Annotated in this window: 17 protein-coding genes; 6 read left to right on the forward strand and 11 right to left on the reverse strand. The window is 56.5% G+C overall.

Annotation, left to right across the window (positions count from 1 at the left end):
* The first annotated feature begins 157 nt into the window (after window positions 1-157).
* Complete coding sequence (locus WW58_RS03405; RefSeq protein WP_182915982.1) at window positions 158-805, forward strand: phosphate signaling complex PhoU family protein; 648 nt, start codon at window positions 158-160, stop codon at window positions 803-805.
* 84 nt (window positions 806-889) lie between these two features.
* Here the strand turns inward: WW58_RS03405 and WW58_RS03410 are convergent, their stop codons facing one another.
* The 3 genes from WW58_RS03410 to WW58_RS03420 all read right to left on the reverse strand — a co-directional run bounded on the left by WW58_RS03410 (window position 890) and on the right by WW58_RS03420 (window position 2752).
* Window positions 890-1849 carry an aldose epimerase family protein gene (locus tag WW58_RS03410; protein ID WP_031930924.1) on the reverse strand — a complete coding sequence of 320 codons (960 nt, stop codon included), beginning with the start codon at window positions 1847-1849 and terminating at the stop codon, window positions 890-892.
* A 35-nt stretch (window positions 1850-1884) separates the two neighbouring features.
* Entirely contained in the window at window positions 1885-2364 is a 480-nt protein-coding gene (locus tag WW58_RS03415; protein ID WP_012420349.1) for a glycine zipper 2TM domain-containing protein, read from the reverse strand.
* 145 nt (window positions 2365-2509) lie between these two features.
* Window positions 2510-2752 (reverse strand): hypothetical protein, encoded by a 243-nt coding sequence (locus tag WW58_RS03420; RefSeq protein ID WP_046435403.1) that lies wholly within the window; start codon window positions 2750-2752, stop codon window positions 2510-2512.
* Window positions 2753-2990: 238 nt separating this feature from the next.
* On the opposite strand from WW58_RS03420, the gene WW58_RS03425 reads away from it, so the two are divergent.
* The 3 genes from WW58_RS03425 to WW58_RS03435 all read left to right on the forward strand — a co-directional run bounded on the left by WW58_RS03425 (window position 2991) and on the right by WW58_RS03435 (window position 6855).
* A complete protein-coding gene (locus tag WW58_RS03425; protein WP_046435405.1) occupies window positions 2991-5513 on the forward strand; it encodes a M16 family metallopeptidase in 2523 nt (840 codons plus the stop codon).
* 162 nt (window positions 5514-5675) lie between these two features.
* Complete coding sequence (locus WW58_RS03430) at window positions 5676-6293, forward strand: HD domain-containing protein (RefSeq protein WP_046435407.1); 618 nt, start codon at window positions 5676-5678, stop codon at window positions 6291-6293.
* Window positions 6286-6855 (forward strand): sugar O-acetyltransferase, encoded by a 570-nt coding sequence (locus WW58_RS03435; protein ID WP_046435409.1) that lies wholly within the window; start codon window positions 6286-6288, stop codon window positions 6853-6855. The genes WW58_RS03430 and WW58_RS03435 overlap by 8 nt, the downstream gene beginning before the upstream one ends.
* A 2-nt stretch (window positions 6856-6857) precedes the next feature.
* Here WW58_RS03435 and WW58_RS03440 read toward each other — a convergent pair whose 3' ends face one another.
* The 8 genes from WW58_RS03440 to WW58_RS03490 all read right to left on the reverse strand — a co-directional run bounded on the left by WW58_RS03440 (window position 6858) and on the right by WW58_RS03490 (window position 13447).
* Window positions 6858-7793: a radical SAM mobile pair protein B gene (locus WW58_RS03440; RefSeq protein WP_046435410.1), complete on the reverse strand. Its 936-nt coding sequence runs from the start codon at window positions 7791-7793 to the stop codon at window positions 6858-6860.
* Complete coding sequence (locus WW58_RS03445; RefSeq protein WP_046435413.1) at window positions 7790-8704, reverse strand: DUF1848 domain-containing protein; 915 nt, start codon at window positions 8702-8704, stop codon at window positions 7790-7792. Before WW58_RS03445 ends, WW58_RS03440 begins: the two co-directional genes overlap by 4 nt.
* Window positions 8701-9162 (reverse strand): MarR family winged helix-turn-helix transcriptional regulator, encoded by a 462-nt coding sequence (locus WW58_RS03450; protein WP_022198875.1) that lies wholly within the window; start codon window positions 9160-9162, stop codon window positions 8701-8703. The genes WW58_RS03445 and WW58_RS03450 overlap by 4 nt, the downstream gene beginning before the upstream one ends.
* 729 nt (window positions 9163-9891) lie before the next feature.
* Window positions 9892-10212, reverse strand: a complete 321-nt coding sequence (locus tag WW58_RS03465) for a bactofilin family protein (protein WP_012420356.1) — start codon at window positions 10210-10212, stop codon at window positions 9892-9894.
* Window positions 10213-10237: 25 nt separating this feature from the next.
* Window positions 10238-10804, reverse strand: a complete 567-nt coding sequence (gene frr, locus WW58_RS03470; RefSeq protein WP_012420357.1) for a ribosome recycling factor — start codon at window positions 10802-10804, stop codon at window positions 10238-10240.
* A 51-nt stretch (window positions 10805-10855) separates the two neighbouring features.
* Window positions 10856-11581, reverse strand: a complete 726-nt coding sequence (gene pyrH, locus WW58_RS03475; RefSeq protein WP_046435420.1) for a UMP kinase — start codon at window positions 11579-11581, stop codon at window positions 10856-10858.
* 66 nt (window positions 11582-11647) lie between these two features.
* Window positions 11648-12541: a mechanosensitive ion channel family protein gene (locus WW58_RS03480; protein WP_161994160.1), complete on the reverse strand. Its 894-nt coding sequence runs from the start codon at window positions 12539-12541 to the stop codon at window positions 11648-11650.
* 282 nt (window positions 12542-12823) lie between these two features.
* Window positions 12824-13447, reverse strand: coding sequence for a peroxiredoxin (locus tag WW58_RS03490; protein ID WP_046435424.1), 624 nt, complete (start codon window positions 13445-13447; stop codon window positions 12824-12826).
* A gap of 134 nt (window positions 13448-13581) precedes the next feature.
* On the opposite strand from WW58_RS03490, the gene WW58_RS03495 reads away from it, so the two are divergent.
* Complete coding sequence (locus tag WW58_RS03495) at window positions 13582-15291, forward strand: sodium:calcium symporter (RefSeq protein ID WP_180971956.1); 1710 nt, start codon at window positions 13582-13584, stop codon at window positions 15289-15291.
* Window positions 15292-15393: 102 nt separating this feature from the next.
* On the forward strand, window positions 15394-16773 hold a 1380-nt coding region (locus tag WW58_RS03500; protein WP_046435427.1), incomplete at its 3' end, for a hypothetical protein.

Consider the following 16773-nt stretch of genomic DNA (forward strand, 5'->3'; position numbering starts at 1 on the left):
AATATTTCCAAAAATGGAACCGGGCGTGTTCCCCATTTTCCCGGCTCTGGACGGAGGCTGGCTGCCAGTGCCGCCAGAAAGAACAGCCTGCGCAGGCAGCATCTTTTTTATCATGCCGGCAAAACCTTATCCAATCATCAAGCCAATATTCCGAATCATGAATCACGACGCGCACACCCTGAGGGAGTTTGACGCCGCCCTTTCCTCCCTGAATACGTATTTGCTCCAGATGGCCTATAAGGCGCAGAGCGCCCTTGATTTGGCCGTCGCCAGCCTTTTGCAGCAGAATGAGTCTTCCGCCAACCGGGTTATTGCTGATGACGAAGAATTGGACGAGCTGGAAATGACGGTGGACAGGGAAGGGCTGCATCTGCTGGCTTTTTTCAGTCCGGTGGCTTCCGACCTCAAAGTGGTGCTGGCTTCCCTGCGCATGTCCTCCATGTATGAACGGATTGGTGATGAGGCCGTGACCATCGCCAAAAGGGCCAACAGGCTGAATAAGCGCCCGCGCATCCGGGAGGCTGCCTTGGCGGATCCTGTCTATCGGGAAATGGCGGAGCGGTTCAGGGCTGTGAATAAGGCTGTTTCCTCCTGGGACGGGGAGGCTCTGGCGGAGCTTGTCCCTGCGCTGGAGGATTTGGCGGAGCATGCGGCGTCCCTGACGGAGGCATTTGCCTGCTTGCCTGAGCAATATCAGGACAATCTGGTTTCCGTTGCGGATCTGGTTTTTGTAAGCCGTTCCCTGGAACGCATCGCGGAAGGGCTCCAAAAGGTAGCGGCGGAAGGGCTTTACGCGGCCTCCTGATGCCGCGTGCCTGCACAGGAAAGCCCGCAGCGGGCGTTGTTGAAGCGCCGTTTTTTGTTCGGAAACGGGATTCAGGCATGCCGCCTATCTGACAGTCCAGGTAATGCTGCGCGTGGCGGATTGGCCGGGACGCAGAATGACGCTGGGGAAGTGGGGGGTATTGACGGCATTGGGGAAGCCCTGGGCTTCCAGCGCTATTCCCTGGCGCGCCTGGGGCAGGTATTCCCCGGTATATACCTGGAGGCCGGGAGCATCCGTCGCCACAATCAGGCGGTGCCGGGATTCCGGGTCAAGAAGGATGGCGGCGATTTTGTCGCCCGGTTCGGAATCCAGCACGTAGTTGTGGTCCAGTCCGGCGGCGGTGTCCGGGTGGGCGGCGGAGTTGCGTTCCCCCAGCAGGGCTGCTTTCCGCAGGTCAAAGTCCGTTCCTTCCACGGGAAGAATACGGCCGTCGGGGATATTGGTCGCGTCCACCGGAGTATAGGCGGAGGCCCGTACCTCCAGGGTCATGGAATCAATGGTGGGTTTGCCGGACAGGTTCCAGTAAGCGTGGTTGGTGAGGTTGACGATTGTGGCCGCGTCCGCATACGCTTCCAGGCGTAGATGAAGGGTTTCTTCCACCACGGTGTAGGTGGCTACCACTTCCAGGTTGCCGGGGTAATTTTCCTCACCGTCTGCGGAGTGCAGGGTCAGCACCAGCGTATTGCGCCCGGCTTCCTGCACCTGCCAGACTTTGCTGTCGAACCCCTGGATGCCGCCGTGCAGGTGGTTGGGGCCGTTGTTGACGGCCACGGTGCGGGAATCCCCGTCAATGGAGAACCTGCCTTTTGCGATGCGATTCGCGACACGGCCGCAAATCGCACCGCAATAACAGGTGTCTTTCAGCATGTCTTCAAAGTGCTTGGGCCCTACGATCATGTCCATGCCGTCCTTGACGACGGAGATGATGCGCCCCCCGTAGTTGCTGATGCGTACCGTCAGCTTGTCGGAAGACAGTTCAAACAATTCTACAGGTGCGCCGCCGGGTAAGGTGCCGAAGATCATGCCGGTATATAGCTTGGTCAGTAGTGGATGTCCAATTAATAGGCCAGCACGCGGGAACCGTTGTTGCCGATGATCACGCGCACGCGCTGCCCGACCTGAATCGGGTTGTTCCTGCTGGCGACCTGGACGACCGTGTAGTTGCGGGTGCCGTTCCTCTTCTGGTCCAGACGCACGGTGATGCGTTCCCCGGTCGTGTTGTTGACGGCCTTGTCAATCTGGTTGCCGGCAATGCCGCCTAGAATGGCGCCGCCCGCCGCCGTCGCGAATTTGGCGTTGCCGCCCCCGAACATGGCGCCGGTCAACCCGCCCGCCACGGCGCCGATTCCGGTGCCGGTGTTGGCGTTATTGGCCTGGATCTTGACGTTTTCCACGCTGGTGACCGTGCCGGTATAGGTTTCCTGGGCTCCGCCGATTTCGTTCAGGTTATAGGTGTTCGGGGAACCGAAGTTGGTGCAGGAAGTAATGGACAGCGCCATGGCTGCACAGCCGATGGTAAGAATGGAAGCTGTTTTCATGATGACGATTTATAAAATGGGTTGAAGGTTAAGATCAAGTAATTTCGCAGTCAACGGAAGGGGTGCGGCTGCCCTCTTCCGGCGGAGAAAACCCTTGCCGGAAGGTTCCGGCAAGGGTTCTTATTTATGTTAACGGTCCGTTGGGTCAGGCCTTGGGGGCTTCTCCCTTTTTGGGGCAGTCGCAGGGCTTTTCCCCTTTGCTGCAAGGCTGGCCGCATTTTTCTGGGCATTTGCCTTCCTTGGCGCATTTCTTGGGGCACTTTTTGTCTTTCTTGCAGCACTTCTGGGCAGCGGGGGCGGGGGACTCCGCCGGAGCGGCGGCTTCCTGAGCGTAACCGTTGACACTGAAGGCGAAAGCAAAGGCTGCTACAGCGAGGATTTTTTTCATATAATGATATGTGAGGTTGTGTGGTGTTGGTAATGCAGCGGCAGAAGAGCTGCCGTTCTACGACAGATAGAGCGGCAGGGAGTGATTTTTGTTCAAAAAAATACGCGGAGAGGATTCTTTTTAGGGCGGTTTTTTTGATGAGGACGCGCTTTTGGCCTCCGGGGTAAGTTTGACAGTCCGGGGGCACGTACGGAGCGCCGGCTTGCATGGGGCGCCTTCTTGAGGCACGGTAGGGAACATGAGTTCAGCCAAGGAACCTGTGACGCGCCGTTTTGGAAATGGTTTGACGGTTTTGATTAAGGAGGACAAGTCTCATCCCGTAGTGTCCCTCCAGTACTGGGTAGGCACGGGGTCCATGAATGAGGGGCACTGGCAGGGGAGCGGACTTTCCCATTTGCTGGAGCATCTGGTGTTTAAGGGAACGGCGCATTTCTCCGGGCAGGAACTGGCCCGCAAGGTGCAGGAACGCGGCGGCCACTGGAATGCGTACACCAGCGTGAACCGCACCGTGTACTATATAGACGGCCCTGCGGAGTCCTGGCAGATTTTCCTGAATCTTCTGACGGAGCTTGTATTTTTTCCCACGTTCCCGGAAGACGAGATGGAGCGGGAGAAGGAGGTGGTGCACCGGGAAATGGCCATGTATGCGGATGATCCCGATTCCGTGGCCTACCAGCTTCTGATGCAGACGCTGTATCTTAAGCATCCCCGCCGCTGGCCCGTGCTGGGTGAGCGCGCCGCCTTTGACTGCCTGACGCGGCAGGACGTGCTGGATTACCATGCCAGCCGTTATGTCCCGAACAACGTGGTTCTTTCCATCGCGGGGGACGTGGATGCCGCGGAGATTCTTTCCCATCTGGAATTGCTGGTGGAAGACCTGAAATCCCGTCCCCTGAACCGGGAACCCATTCCCCATGAACCTCACCAGTTCGGTTCCCGCAGGGTGCGGAAGGAGTTTGCCGTGCCTTACTCCAAGCTGCACCTTGCCTGGCGCCTGCCCTGTTCCGCCCATCCGGATACGCCAGCCCTTTCCGCGCTGTCCAGCATTCTGGGAGGCGGACGTTCCGCCCGTTTTTATGAAAAGTTCCATGACCGCCTGGGCCTGGTGTACAGCATTGAGGTGCATTCCAACCAGTCTGAGACGGATGAAGGGGCGTTTACCATCAGCATGGACGTGGACCGCGCCCAGCGCGACAAGGTGCGGGACCTGGTGCTTCAGGAGCTTCGCAATCTGGCGGAAGAGGATTTTACGGAGGACCTGAAGAGAGTTTGCAAACAGACCCGGGTCAGTCGCCTGCGCCGCAGGAGTTCCGCTTCCGGGGTGGCCTCGGAAATGGGGGCGGACTGGTTCGGCTCGCGCAATTTGAACCTGTCTTCCGAATGGCAGGAAGCTATTGAACGGGTGACTACGGAAGATTTGCACCGCGTTTGTTCCACCTGGCTGTCTTCCCCGAATGTGACGGAAGTCAGCCTGGACCCCCCGGGCAGCAACGCCGGGGATGAAGAAAGGGCCTCCGCCTCTGCGGGAACGGCCCTGAGCGAGCATGTTCTTGGCAACGGCATGAAGGTGGTGATCCGTGAAGACCATCGCCTGCCGCTGGCCTATGCCTGCATGGCGTTCAAGGCTGGATGCCGTGCGGAGAATGAGCATGACGCCGGGGTGACGGACCTGATGTCCGAGTGCCTGCTGAAAGGAACCTCCACCCGTTCCGCGGCGGATATAGCCCGTTTTCTGGAGGACATCGGGGGAGCCATCAACACGTCCACCGGTAACAATTCCCTGAGCGTGGGATGTCAGGTTCTGGCGGAAGACCTGGACGCCGGATTGGAGCTGATGGCGGATGTGGTCATGAATCCGTCTTTCCCGGAAGACGCCTTTCTGAGGGAAAAGGAATCTTTTGTGGCGGATGCGGAGGAGGATATGGAAGACCCTCTTTCCGTGGCGTTCCGGCAGGAGCGGAAGGTGGCTTACGGGCATGTTTCCTATGGGAATTCCCCTTCCGGCACGCCGGAAAGCCTGTCTTCATTGACGGTTCAGGACATCAAAAAACAGTATGAACGCATTATCTGCGCTTCCAACGCCGTGATTTGCATTTCCGGAGATGTCAGGAAGGAGGAGGTCCTGCCTCTTCTGGAAAAACATCTGGGAGGCATGAGGGCGGGAACGCCTCCAGCCCTGACTCCCACGCCCGCGCTGCGGGCCGGCCGGGAAGTGGCCGTTCTGGATAAACAGCAGGCCGTGCTGGTAGTGGGGGTGCCGGGCGTGGACGTGGCTTCCCCGGAGATGGCCCAGGCTCTGCTGTTCCAGTCCTGGTGCAGTGATATGGCCGGTCCCGTTTTCACCAATATCCGGGAGGAGGCCGGACTGGCCTATTATGCCAGTTCTTCCCTGTTCATCGGCATGGATGCCGGAGGCATCTGCTTCTATCTGGGCACCTCCCCGGAACAATTGGAGGAAGCCGGGCGGAGGCTGGAAAAAACACTGGAGATGATTGATGAACAGGGCATGACGGAGGAGGAACTGGAACGCACCAGGGCGGCCGCCCTGTCTTCCCGTCTGCTGGCCATGCAGTCGAATGGAACTTTGTGCCAGATGCTGGCGCTGGATATCCTGTTCGGTCTGCCTCTGGAAGCGTTTGAACAGCAGACGGACGCTATCAGGAATATGGATCTGGCCCGGATGAACGCCTTTATCAGGAAGGTGCTGGATCCCGCCCAGCCGCGTTCCTGGTCCATCGTGCGTTCGCCTGCCGGGGAGTAATTCCCCGGAAAATCATTTCCTTTTTCCCTGTCCGGGAAAAAGGCAGGATTAAATAAAAAGGAATATTTTTGCGTTACATCATCTGAAGGCTGGGGGAGGGGTGTAGCGGAATCGTGATTTTTATTTTAGTGGTGATGCGCTATAGTGGCAGCCATGACTGAGATGGAGCCGGACAGGAAAACTGCGGAACGGGCAATCAGGGAAGCGTATAAATCCAACCCGGGGGGCTGGGCGGAACATTCCCGCTATGTGGCGGAAGCCTGTAAAAATATAGCCTCGCACTGTAAAGGGTTATCCGGTGAAAAAGCTTATGTCCTGGGGCTGTTGCATGATATTGGACGGTATGCCGGAGTAAGTTCCGAAAAGCATTTGATAGACGGGTACCGCTATTGTGCGGCAAGAGGCTGGAAAAAGGCGGCGCAGATTTGTATTTCCCATGCGTTTATGATACAGGATATCAATACTTCCATCGGCACGTTTGACGTGAGTGGGGAGGATTACCTGTTCATGAAAAATTTTGTAGAGAACGCGGTCTATGACGACTACGACCGCCTGGTCCAGTTATGTGACGCTTTGGCCATGCCGACAGGTTTCTGCCTTTTGGAAAAACGGTTTGTAGATGTGACACTCCGGTATGGAGTGCATCCGTTTACGGTGGACCGGTGGAAAAAAATTCTGCAGCTCAAGGCGTTCTTTGAGAAAAAAGCGGGCTGTTCCATTTATGAGCTTCTGCCGGGCGTCGTTGAAAACAGTTTCCGCCAGGAGGAAAGCCATGTGTGATGAAGCGGAAGATTTTTTGGAAACGGCGCATCCCGATGCGCTAAGGCAAATCGCCCGGGCGAGGGAATTGACAAGGGAATATTATTTTTCCGCATATAGTGATACGCGGAGAAGAAGTGAAATTCTCCGGGAATTACTGGGTGGGATTGGGGATAACGTGATGATAGATACGCCCTTTCATTGCGACTACGGGAAAAACATCTTTTTAGGGAACAACGTGGTCATCAACATGAACTGCACTTTGGTGGATAATGTGCCCATCCGCATTGGCAGCCAGGTGTTGATTGCGTCCAATGTTCAGATTTATACGGCTTCGCATCCGGTCTTGCCCCAGGAACGCCTTGTGACGGGGTGGAAAAAAGGTAAGGGAACATTTTTCCGCACCTATGCACTGCCAATAGAAATTGAGGATCAGGTATGGATTGGAGGCGGCAGCATTCTACTGCCAGGTGTGAGGATAGGAAAAGGCTGCGTCATTGGAGCGGGAAGTGTCGTTACTCATTCTGTGCCGGCCGGCTGCGTTGCTGTTGGGAGTCCATGCAGGGTTATCAGGCGTTTTTGACATCAACGGCTGGAGGCCGCCGCGGGAGGCGGCGGATTCGGAAGCGCCCCTCTTTTCATGCCGGAACGTTTGATCTGCTCATGGTAAAAGTAATTCACGATAACCGGCGGTTCGTTGAACGGCCGGTGCATGGAATCGTCATTGCGCAGGTACGGCAACCCCCGTTTTTCCGCCAGCTGCCGTATTGCTGCGTCCAGTCCTTCCCAGTAGCCGCGGCTGCCTTTCTGGTAAATTTCCCGATAGAGGGGCACCAGGTGCGGATAGCGTTTGTTGATGTACTCCAGAATTACGGATTTGTAGCTGCCCCGCAGATTCAGGTTTTCCAGCCAGATCAGGTTGCATTTGTCTTCAGCCTGCTCCACAATCGCCGGAATATCCGTAATGCCCGGAAAAATGGGGGAGATGAAGCAGGTGGTGCGGATTCCTGCCTCATGGAAGGCCTTCATGGCGGCCAGCCTCCGCGAGATGCTCACCGCCATGTCCATATCTGCCTGAAAGCGCTCGTCAAGCGTGTTGACGGACCAGGAAACGCGGGCATGGGGAAATGTTTTTATCAAATCCAGGTCCCGCAGCACCAAATCGGATTTTGTAGCTATACTGATTTCCGCGCCGCTGCCTTGAAGCTGTTCCAGGAGCGCCCTTGTTCTTTTGTAGATTTCTTCCTGAGGTCCGTAAGGGTCGGTCACGGAACCGATAAACAGCTGTTTTCCCGCGTATTTCCCGGGGTTGCGTATTTCCGGCCAGTATTTGACGTCCAGAAAGGTTCCCCATGGTTCCGGATGACCGGTGAACCGTTTCATGAACGAGGCGTAGCAGTATTTACAGGCGTGGGGGCAGCCCACGTAAGGATTGACCGAGTAATCGGTCACAGGCAGATTTGACGTTGACAGGATGCTCTTTACCTGAATTTCCCTTACTTTGATTGCATCAGCGTTCATGGTTTTAAAAAGCTCCTTTGCATTCCCTGCTGCACGGTATCGGAAGGGCGCAGATGCCCCAGCAGCAACGGAGAGTCCGGGTCATGGAGTTTGTAATTTTCACGGGCCTTTTGCCGGTTCGTATTTGCATAGCAGTATTTGCAGCCGTTAAGGCAGGTGTCATACGCTCCTATGTCCCGGCTCTCAATGCAATGGCAGCCCTGCCGCATTCCTTGATGTTTCAGGTTGCGGAATTGAACGCCGTTGGCCTGTCCCAGAATGTTCAGGGTCATGCAGCCGGAGGATGAAATGCCGTAACGCGTGTAATCGCCATTGGTTCCGCAGGTTTGAATGGGGATTTTATATTTGGCCGCGATTGCTCCCAGCCCGGCCGCCAGCTCCTCCTTGTCTTTTTCCGTGAGGGGGATTAGTTCCGGCATGTTGGTTTGCAGCTTCCTGTACATTTCCACAAAGCTGAAAATGCAGCGGTCGATGTGGCCGGATAAGAAGGACGCCATGCGTTCAAAGGTCTCCAGATGCCTTCTGACGGTATATTCATTTGTCAGCAATACCGGGTCATACCGCCATGCGATGCGGTTTGCTCCGACAATTTCCGAAAGTTTTGCCAGCGTGGCCATGCTTTCATCAATGCCGGGAACACCCGGTTCAATTTCCTTTCCGTAGGCCGTAATCGTATAGTGGAAGTAGGTATGGAAACGCTCGGCGATGCTGTTGATATGCGGAAGAATGGGAGCATAATTTTTAGAGCAGAACACAACACAGTCCACCTGGTCCGGCGTCAGTTCATAACGGGTCACCTTATGCTGGAACAGGGGATTGCGGGAAAGGACATAGCCTTCTTCAAACCTCTTCAGCAGCCAGCGGGTGTAATACTGGACGGTGTCTGTCCGTCCTCCTGTATTGATAATCATAGCGTGTTTTTGTTGATGGATTGAAATTTCAGACGCATTTGTTCTGAAAAAAGGTCGGTTAAACGGACCAGTTCCGCTTGCTGTTCTCCGCTCAATTCCGCCATGGCGTCGTTTTCCGCCTGCGCGGCAGGGGGGATGATGCGTTCCACGTATTCCTTTCCGGCTGCGGTGAAGCGTACCAGCCTGATTCTCCGGTCGGTTTTGGATTCTTCAAAAGAAAGGTACCCCAGCTTCCAGAATTTTTTGATGGCGGCGCTGACGGTTTGCTTCGTGGCGGAGAGGCGTTCGCAAATCCCAGCCTGCGTGCAGCCGCTTTGAGCGAAATAGATGATATCCAGAATAAACAGCTCTTTGGTGGTTAACCCGTGTTTTCTGGCGTATTCCGTATAGACGGCATATTGTTTGTCCCGCAGCCGGCAGTAGTTGTTTACGTGGATATTGACGCTCTCTTTGTTCATAGGCGGAGATGGGTAAAGTATGATATTTGATAGTCTGATATTTGACAAAAAGAATGTAGCTCTTCGCTCGTTTTTTGTAAAGCCCCAAATATAAAGCTCCAGATAAAGAGGCGGGGGATAGGGACGGCTTTTTGCGCGGCCAGGCAAATTTCCGGAAACGGCGCCGGAGCGGCAATGGATGCCGGCCTTTCAAGAATCCGGGACATTTTCCGTTTTTATTCCCGTATCTTCTGTTTCGCGGCAGAAGAGTTTTGTTGCCGCATGGCTTCGGAAGACAGGCTCCCGTGGCTGCCGGGGAAACGTTTTTCCATGTTTACGGGAGTTGGGGAGCTTGCCCGATGGGGCTTTTCTGCACCAGGGCAAGTTCCGCCTGCTCCGGTTACGGATGTTTCGCCGGAGGCGGGGAGAGAGCGTGGAGACTCAATAAAAAACGCAGGCGGCGATGCGCCTGCGCGGTATCCGGCGATGGTTCGGACAGAAGAAAGAAGCGGTTTTTCTGCCGTAGGGTATTTGTGTAAAACGGCATCCGTCCGCTTCCTGAAGAACGGGAGATGATCCGGGAACTCCCAGCAATTCCGCTTCCGGAGCGGGAACGGTATTTGGAAAAAAGGGCGGTACCTTTTTCCGTTCTTCATTTTCGCCGCCCCCTGAGAAACCCCGGCGTGCTTTTACGCTTTTGGAGAAGCGGCCCGTACAAGGCACGCCAGGGAAGAACAGGGCGGCTGTTTTTTAGCCGATTTCCGTGCGGCCCAGCAGGTGGGCGCCTTCCTCCATGGCGAGGCTGCGTGTCTTCATGTCCCCGACGACGCGGGCCTGCTGCTTGAGTTCGCAGCGGTCAGAGGTGACCTTGCCTTCCACGTTGCCGTAGATGCGGACGTCTCCGGCAGTGATGTCTCCCTTGATTTGGGCGGTTTCACCGATGGTGACTTTTCCCTTGTCGGAGATGATTTCGCCTTCGATTTTGCCGTCGATGTGCATGTCATTCTGGAAACGGATGGTTCCCTTGATTTCGATGCCGGAGGCGAGGAAGTTGGTTACGTTGTCTGTCATTGTCGTAAAATGGTTGGGGATGGGGTTAAATGGTCATGATATCCTTTTCCTTGACGGCCACCAGCTCGTCAATTTCCTTCACGTATTTGTCCGTCAGCTTCTGGATCTGCGTTTCCAGATCGCGCTGGCCGTCTTCCGTAACGATGTTTTCCGCCTTGAGCTTTTTGGCGGAATCCATGGCGGCTTTCCGGGCGCCGCGCACGCGCACGCGGGCTTCTTCCGCCTGGGATTTGACAAGCTTCACAAGGTCTTTGCGGCGTTCTTCCGTGAGGGCGGGAATGGGCAGGCGGATGGAACGGCCTTCCACCAGGGGATTAAGGTTCAGCTTGCTTTCATTGATGGCGCGGCCGATGTCGTGAACGGTGCTCGGATCAAAGGGCTGGATGAGGATGAGACGGGGTTCCGGCGTGCTGATGACGGCCAGGCCCTTCAGTTTCATGACGGAGCCGTAGCTGGAGACATGCACGTCCAGGTTTTCCACGAGGCCGGGGGAGGCTTTGCCCGTGCGTACGCCGGAGAATTCCTGTTTGGCGAAGTCCACGGCCTTAAGCATGGATTCCTCCGTTTCCAATAATAATGTTTCTGCGTCCATGATGATGGTGGGTGCTAAGTGTTTTTGGTGGGTTGAAAAGGAATGCGGGGTTCAGCTGATGGTGGTGCCGATCGGTTCTCCGAGAAGCGCGCGCGTGATGTTGCCCGGCGTATGCATGTCGAATACGATGATGGGCTTCTTGTTGTCCATGCACAGGGTGAAGGCCGTGGAGTCCATTACTTTGAGCTGGCGTTCCAGGCATTCCTGATAGGAGATGGTGTCGAATCGCTTGGCGTCGGAGACTTTTTTGGGGTCCGCATCATACACCCCGTCTACGGAGGTAGCCTTCATGACCACTTCCGCATTGATTTCGCTGGCGCGCAGGGCAGCCGTGGTGTCCGTGGAAAAGAACGGGTTGCCGGTGCCGGCGGCGAAGATGACGATTTTATTGTTGTCCAGATACGAGCGGGCCTTCAGGCGGATGAAGGATTCCGCGACATTTTTCATTTCAATGGCGGATTGCACCACGCAGGGGACTCCCGCGCGTTCCAGCGCGCTTTGAAGGGCCAGGGCGTTCATCACGGTGGCGAGCATGCCCACGTAATCCGCCGTGGCGCGGTCCATGCCGCGCACGCTGGCTTTCGCCCCGCGCCAGAAATTGCCGCCGCCCACGACCAGGCCTATTTGGACGCCGGCGCGGTGCGCTTGGGCGATTTCTTCAGCAATGCGGGCGACGATTTCCGGGGAAATGTTGTCCATGCTGCCGGGGCTGCGCAAGGCTTCCCCACTGAGTTTCAGGAGGATTCTTCGATAGGCTGGTGCGGATGTGTCAGACATAGATGCGGATTTTACGCAGACAAGATTGAAATTTCACGGGGCAAAAAGAAAGCAAAAAGAGCTTCCTTATTGATTTTTCTCCGGAGGTCCGGAGATTTCCACCTTGATGGGGCTTCTGCTCTCCAGGCTGCGGGTGGGGAAGGGGAAGGAAATGCCTTCTTCCTCAAAGCGGCGCTTGATGTCATGAGCGAGCGTTTTCTGGCAGTCCAGGAAATTGTCTTTCTGGCACCAGGCCCCTACGGTAAAGCCCAGGGAAGAGTCCTGGAACCCTGAAAACGAGATGAGGGGTGCGGGGTCGTCCAGACAGAATTTGTTTTGTTTGACCACTTCCCGGAGGACGTTTACGACATGCTCAATGTCGCAGTTATAGTCCACGCCCAGGCTCAGGTCGCACCGGCGTGTGGAAAAACGGGTGATATTGCTGACCGGATTCTTGATGATCATTTCATTGGGGATGCGCACCATGGTATTGTTCGGCAGCCGGAGCTGGACGGACATCAGGTTGATGGAGTCCACGTTCCCGGTGATTCCATTCACTTCAATCATATCCCCCAGGTTGATCTGCTTTTCCCCTACCAGGAAGAGGCCGCTGATGATGTTGGACAGGGAAGTCTGGGAGGCGAAGCCTACGGCGACGCCGATGATGCTGGCCGCTCCCAGCAGGGTCAGGATATCGAACCCCATCAGGGCAAAGGCCTCCACGCCTATAATAATGTAGCCGGCGTTTTTGACGATTTTTACCGTCAGGCGGGAGGCCTGGGGCGACATTTTCAGCACAGTGATTTTCCGGAGCACCTGGCAGAACAGTTTCAGGAGTATCCAGCTGATCACCAGCCAGACCGCCACATGCAGGATTTTGGCGCCCACGGACTGCACCATTTCCAGCTTGAGCCAGTCCGGCATGTTCAGGAAGTCCATGGTTTTTGTCCAGATATCTTCCCTGGAGGATGCGTCTGCCATGAGATTCATATGAAGGATGTAGCAGACGCTTCTTCCCGGCTCAAGGGGCGCGCGCGTATTCCCCCCGGTTTATGACAGTTCCTCCGGCTGCGGAAAGGGCACGGTGTTCAGGCGCGGCGGACGCACAGGTTCATCCCGCAGAAGGGGAGCGGTTTCCGGCGCAAGAAAGGCGGCGGATGCATGGCCGGATATGGCGCCTGGTTGGGAAGAGGGGAAGGCGGGGATGAAAAAAGGCCGTTCCCCGGAGAGGGGAGCGGCCTTGAAATATTGCCGGGGGGCTGCTTACTTGCTGAGGTAGGAGGCCACGCCTTCGTGGGACGGGGTCATGGCCGCGTCTCCCTTGTGCCAGCCAAGGGGGCAGACTTCCCCGTACAGTTCGAAGTGCTGGAGGGCGTCAACCACGCGGATGGCTTCATCAATGGAGCGGCCCAGCGGGAAGTCATTGATGAGCTGGTGGCGGACGATGCCGTCTTTGTCAATCAGGAAGAGGCCGCGGTAGGCGATCAGTTCTCCGTTGACTTCCACATTGCCGTCTTCGTCAATTTCCTCGTCCCCGGCCAGCACGCCGTAATCGGCGGAAATGGTCTTGTTGATGTCGGAGACGATGGGGTAGGTCACGCCCTGAATGCCGCCCTGGCTGCGGGGGGTGTTGACCCAGGCCCAGTGGGAGAATTCGCTGTCTGTGGAGCAGCCGACGACGGCCACGTCACGCTTTTCGAATTCGCCCAGGGCTTCCTGGAAGCCGATTAGCTCGGTAGGACACACGAAGGTAAAATCCTTCGGGTAGAAGAACAGGATTACGTACTTTTTGCCCTTAAACTGGTCAAGGCTGAAATCCGGTACGATGGTACCGTTTACTACTGCGTTAGCGCTGAAATGAGGTGCCGGTTTTCCTATGAGAAGCATGGTTGTTTTTTGGTTTGGTTCTAAAAGAATGATTCCAAAAAACGGACGAAAGTCAAGCGGCAATGATATCCCGTTCGTTCCAAAAGAGCCTGTTTTCTCTTGAAAATGAAGCTTTTTTTGTCAGTATTCCCTCCATGTCATCCTCAAAGGCGCAACAAGACGAGTGGTCCGGAAAAATAGGCGTGATTCTCGCTGTGGCCGGCAGTGCCGTCGGGCTGGGAAATTTTCTGCGCTTTCCGGGGCTGGCTGCCCAATACGGAGGGGGCGCCTTCATGGTGGCTTACGGCCTCATGCTGGTTCTGGTGGGCGTGCCCGTGGCGTGGGCGGAGTGGTCCATCGGGCGGCGCGGCGGCCAGATGGGCGCCCATTGCGCCCCCGGCGTGTTCTGGTACCTGACCAAAGGGTCCAGGCTGTGGAAGTTCCTGGGTGTGCTGGCGGTTCTGGGGCCTTCTTCCGTGGCCTTTTATTACATGGTGGTGGAAGCGTGGTGCTGCGGCTATTTCTGGAAGATGCTCACCTGCCCGGAGGTTTTTGCCACGGCGGAGGGGACGGCGCAGACTTTTTTCAGTTTCACGGGCATGTACGGCGACGGGAGCGCCCTGTTGTCGGACAACGGGCTGCTCTGGATCGTCAGCGGGGTCATCCTTCTGAACCTGGGGATTATTTACCGGGGCATCAGCAGGGGCATCGAAATGTTTTCGCGCTGGTTCATGCCGTTGCTGCTTCTGATTTCCCTGGTGCTGCTGGTGCGCATTTTGTGCATCGGCACGCCGGATCCTTCTTATCCGGACCGCAGCATCGAACAGGGGCTGGGGTATATGTGGAATCCCGGCAAGGTGCTGGTGGAGGAGCTGGACCGGAACAGCGGGGACTGGAAGACGGTTTCCATGGTCTCGGCCTCCCAGGCGGGAGCCATGGATGAAGCCGTGCGGCAGGTGGAAATGTCCGGAGGAACCCGGAGGCTGACTGAGGTGACCCTGTGGGACGGCCTGAAAAACATTGAGCTTTGGATTGCGGCTGCCGGACAGGTTTTCCTGAGCCTTTCCGTAGGAACGGGGCTGATTCTGACGTATGCCAGCTATGTAAAAAAGAAGGAGGATATCGCGCTGAGCGGCTTTTCGGCCGCCGCCTCCAATGAAGTGTGCGAGGTGGGCATTGCCGGCATGATGACGGTTCCCGCCGCCGTGGCGTTCCTGGGAGTGGCCGGAGCCGCCGGGCAGGGGACCTTCGCGCTGGGTTTCATGGTGCTTCCGCAGGCTTTTGCAAAAATGGGATCCAGCGTGGTATTCGGCAGCCTGTTTTTCCTTCTTCTGACGGTGGCGGCGGTGACCAGCTCCATTTCCATGATGCAGGTGGGCCTATCCTTTATTGAGGAATTCATGGGGCTGAAACGCAAAATGGCTGTGGTGGTGCAGGGCTTTTTTACGGCTACGGGTACGTTTGTCGTTGCCTGGTACAGCGGCAACCTGCTGGCGATGGATACTTATGATTTCTTTCTGGGCACGCTGTGCTTCTTTGTGAGCGCCATGGTGATGATGATTCTGTTTTCCTGGAAACTGGGGGTGGACCGGGGGTTGAAGGATCTGGAGGACGGTTCCGTCATCCGCATTCCCAGAATTTACCGTTTCATCATGAAGTTTGTGACGCCTACGCTGCTGCTGGCGATTTTCCTGGCCTGGCTGGCGCAGAATATCTGGGTGAAGCAGGCCGCGCCCATTGAAGCGCTGGGGCGGGGGGAACATGGGGCGGTCATTCCCATGGGGTTTCTGGCGGCTTATGCCCTGTTTCTGCTTTTCATCACCATGGCGTCCGGAAGGCATAAGGTGTACCACGGTCCGCGATAGGCGCGGAAAGGACTGCGCGGATGCCCGTTTCCCGCAGTCTGCGGCAAGTTGGGAGGCAATCCGGAGGCTTGACCGGAGCCGGATTTGATATAGGCTGAAATCATGTCCAGAATAAGGAGGATACGCAGGAAAAAGCCCCGTACCGGCAGCGTCTGGAAAAAACTGCTGTTGTGGGGCGTGCTGGGGCTGCTTGTTCTGGCTGCTGCTGCGGTGGCGGGGTCTTATCTGTATGTCAGGGCCTACTTGAAGAGCGATGGTTTTTTAGCCATGCTGGAACAGTCCGCCGTTGATGATATGAATGTGGAGACAGCCAGGATAGATCCCCTTGACTGGGACGGTTCCGGCATCCGGTGCGGCGGCGTAGTAATGGAGGGGCATGAGTTTTTGACTTCCCTTCAGGCCAGGAATATTGAGACGGAATTCAGCCGCTGGGAATTGCTGAAGCGCGCTTTTGTCATTACCTCCGTCAATATTGCGGAGCTGAAGCTTCATCTCGCTCCCGTGTCTTTCCGTTTCAGGGAAAAGCCGGAAGGGCCCAGGAGCTGGGCGGAAGAGAATATTCTTCCGGATACGTTCCGTCTGGAAAAGGGGAGCATTGATTCCCTGTCCGTTTCCTATGGGGAGGCCGGCCGGCTGTATGTTTTGGACGGGGCCCGCGTGGAGAGCGCCTATGACGCCGGTTCCAGCCAGTACAGGTTTGATGTGCGCGGGGGAAAGCTGCTTCTTCCTTTCCAGGGATGCCCGGAGTTTTCCCTGATGTCCGGTACAGCGCAGTTTAACCATTCCAGCAGAAGGGTGAACATTCCGTCCTGCCGCCTGACTACGGATGCCGGCGGTTATTTGGACATTAAGGGGGACTGGGACGGCTCTTCCTCCTCCTGGACGGCGAATGTGGTGGTGAACGGTGTCCCTGTCTCTTCCATCCTGGAAGACCATTGGAGAAAGCATGTCCATGGCAGCGTGAGCGGCGGAATAGACCTGCGCGGCGGACGGGACGGCGTAACCCATGTGGCCGGACTTGCCAGGTTGCAGGGCGGCATGCTGACCGGCCTTCCCGTTTTAGACCGGCTGGCTCTGTTCTGCGGTTCTTCCAGATTTCGGAATCTTCCCCTGCACGAGGCGTCCGCCCAGTTCGTCTATCAGGAATCCGCCTGGCATATTTCCAATATTCTGGTGGAAAGTGAAAACCTGGTGAGGGTGGAAGGCTGGCTGGAAATCGGGAAAGGGGGGGCGCTGACCGGAAGGCTGCAGGTGGGGCTGCGGGCCGACGGCCTGTGGAAAGCTCTTCCGGGTTTTTCCGATGTGTTTTCCGTTTCCCGCCAGGGAGCGGGAGGCAATCTGGCATGGGCCAATGTGAATATCGGAGGGACGCTGGACAACCCGTCGGAGGACTTGTCCGCGCGGCTCATCAAGGCGGCGGGAAACCGCCTGACGGAAATAGGAATGGGCAAGGCGGCTGAAGTGGCGGATGTCGCGGCGCGG

Origin of the sequence: Akkermansia sp. UNK.MGS-1 (genome assembly GCF_000980515.1) — a bacterium.
GTDB lineage: Bacteria > Verrucomicrobiota > Verrucomicrobiia > Verrucomicrobiales > Akkermansiaceae > Akkermansia > Akkermansia muciniphila.

Coding starts and splice junctions, on each gene's coding strand:
- WW58_RS03405 (WP_182915982.1), top strand. CDS start 158: ATGAATCACGACGCGCACACCCTGAGGGAGTTTGACGCCGCCCTTTCC.
- WW58_RS03410 (WP_031930924.1), bottom strand. CDS start 1,849: ATGATCTTCGGCACCTTACCCGGCGGCGCACCTGTAGAATTGTTTGAA.
- WW58_RS03415 (WP_012420349.1), bottom strand. CDS start 2,364: ATGAAAACAGCTTCCATTCTTACCATCGGCTGTGCAGCCATGGCGCTG.
- WW58_RS03420 (WP_046435403.1), bottom strand. CDS start 2,752: ATGAAAAAAATCCTCGCTGTAGCAGCCTTTGCTTTCGCCTTCAGTGTC.
- WW58_RS03425 (WP_046435405.1), top strand. CDS start 2,991: ATGAGTTCAGCCAAGGAACCTGTGACGCGCCGTTTTGGAAATGGTTTG.
- WW58_RS03430 (WP_046435407.1), top strand. CDS start 5,676: ATGGAGCCGGACAGGAAAACTGCGGAACGGGCAATCAGGGAAGCGTAT.
- WW58_RS03435 (WP_046435409.1), top strand. CDS start 6,286: ATGTGTGATGAAGCGGAAGATTTTTTGGAAACGGCGCATCCCGATGCG.
- WW58_RS03440 (WP_046435410.1), bottom strand. CDS start 7,793: ATGAACGCTGATGCAATCAAAGTAAGGGAAATTCAGGTAAAGAGCATC.
- WW58_RS03445 (WP_046435413.1), bottom strand. CDS start 8,704: ATGATTATCAATACAGGAGGACGGACAGACACCGTCCAGTATTACACC.
- WW58_RS03450 (WP_022198875.1), bottom strand. CDS start 9,162: ATGAACAAAGAGAGCGTCAATATCCACGTAAACAACTACTGCCGGCTG.
- WW58_RS03465 (WP_012420356.1), bottom strand. CDS start 10,212: ATGACAGACAACGTAACCAACTTCCTCGCCTCCGGCATCGAAATCAAG.
- frr (WP_012420357.1), bottom strand. CDS start 10,804: ATGGACGCAGAAACATTATTATTGGAAACGGAGGAATCCATGCTTAAG.
- pyrH (WP_046435420.1), bottom strand. CDS start 11,581: ATGTCTGACACATCCGCACCAGCCTATCGAAGAATCCTCCTGAAACTC.
- WW58_RS03480 (WP_161994160.1), bottom strand. CDS start 12,541: ATGGCAGACGCATCCTCCAGGGAAGATATCTGGACAAAAACCATGGAC.
- WW58_RS03490 (WP_046435424.1), bottom strand. CDS start 13,447: ATGCTTCTCATAGGAAAACCGGCACCTCATTTCAGCGCTAACGCAGTA.
- WW58_RS03495 (WP_180971956.1), top strand. CDS start 13,582: ATGTCATCCTCAAAGGCGCAACAAGACGAGTGGTCCGGAAAAATAGGC.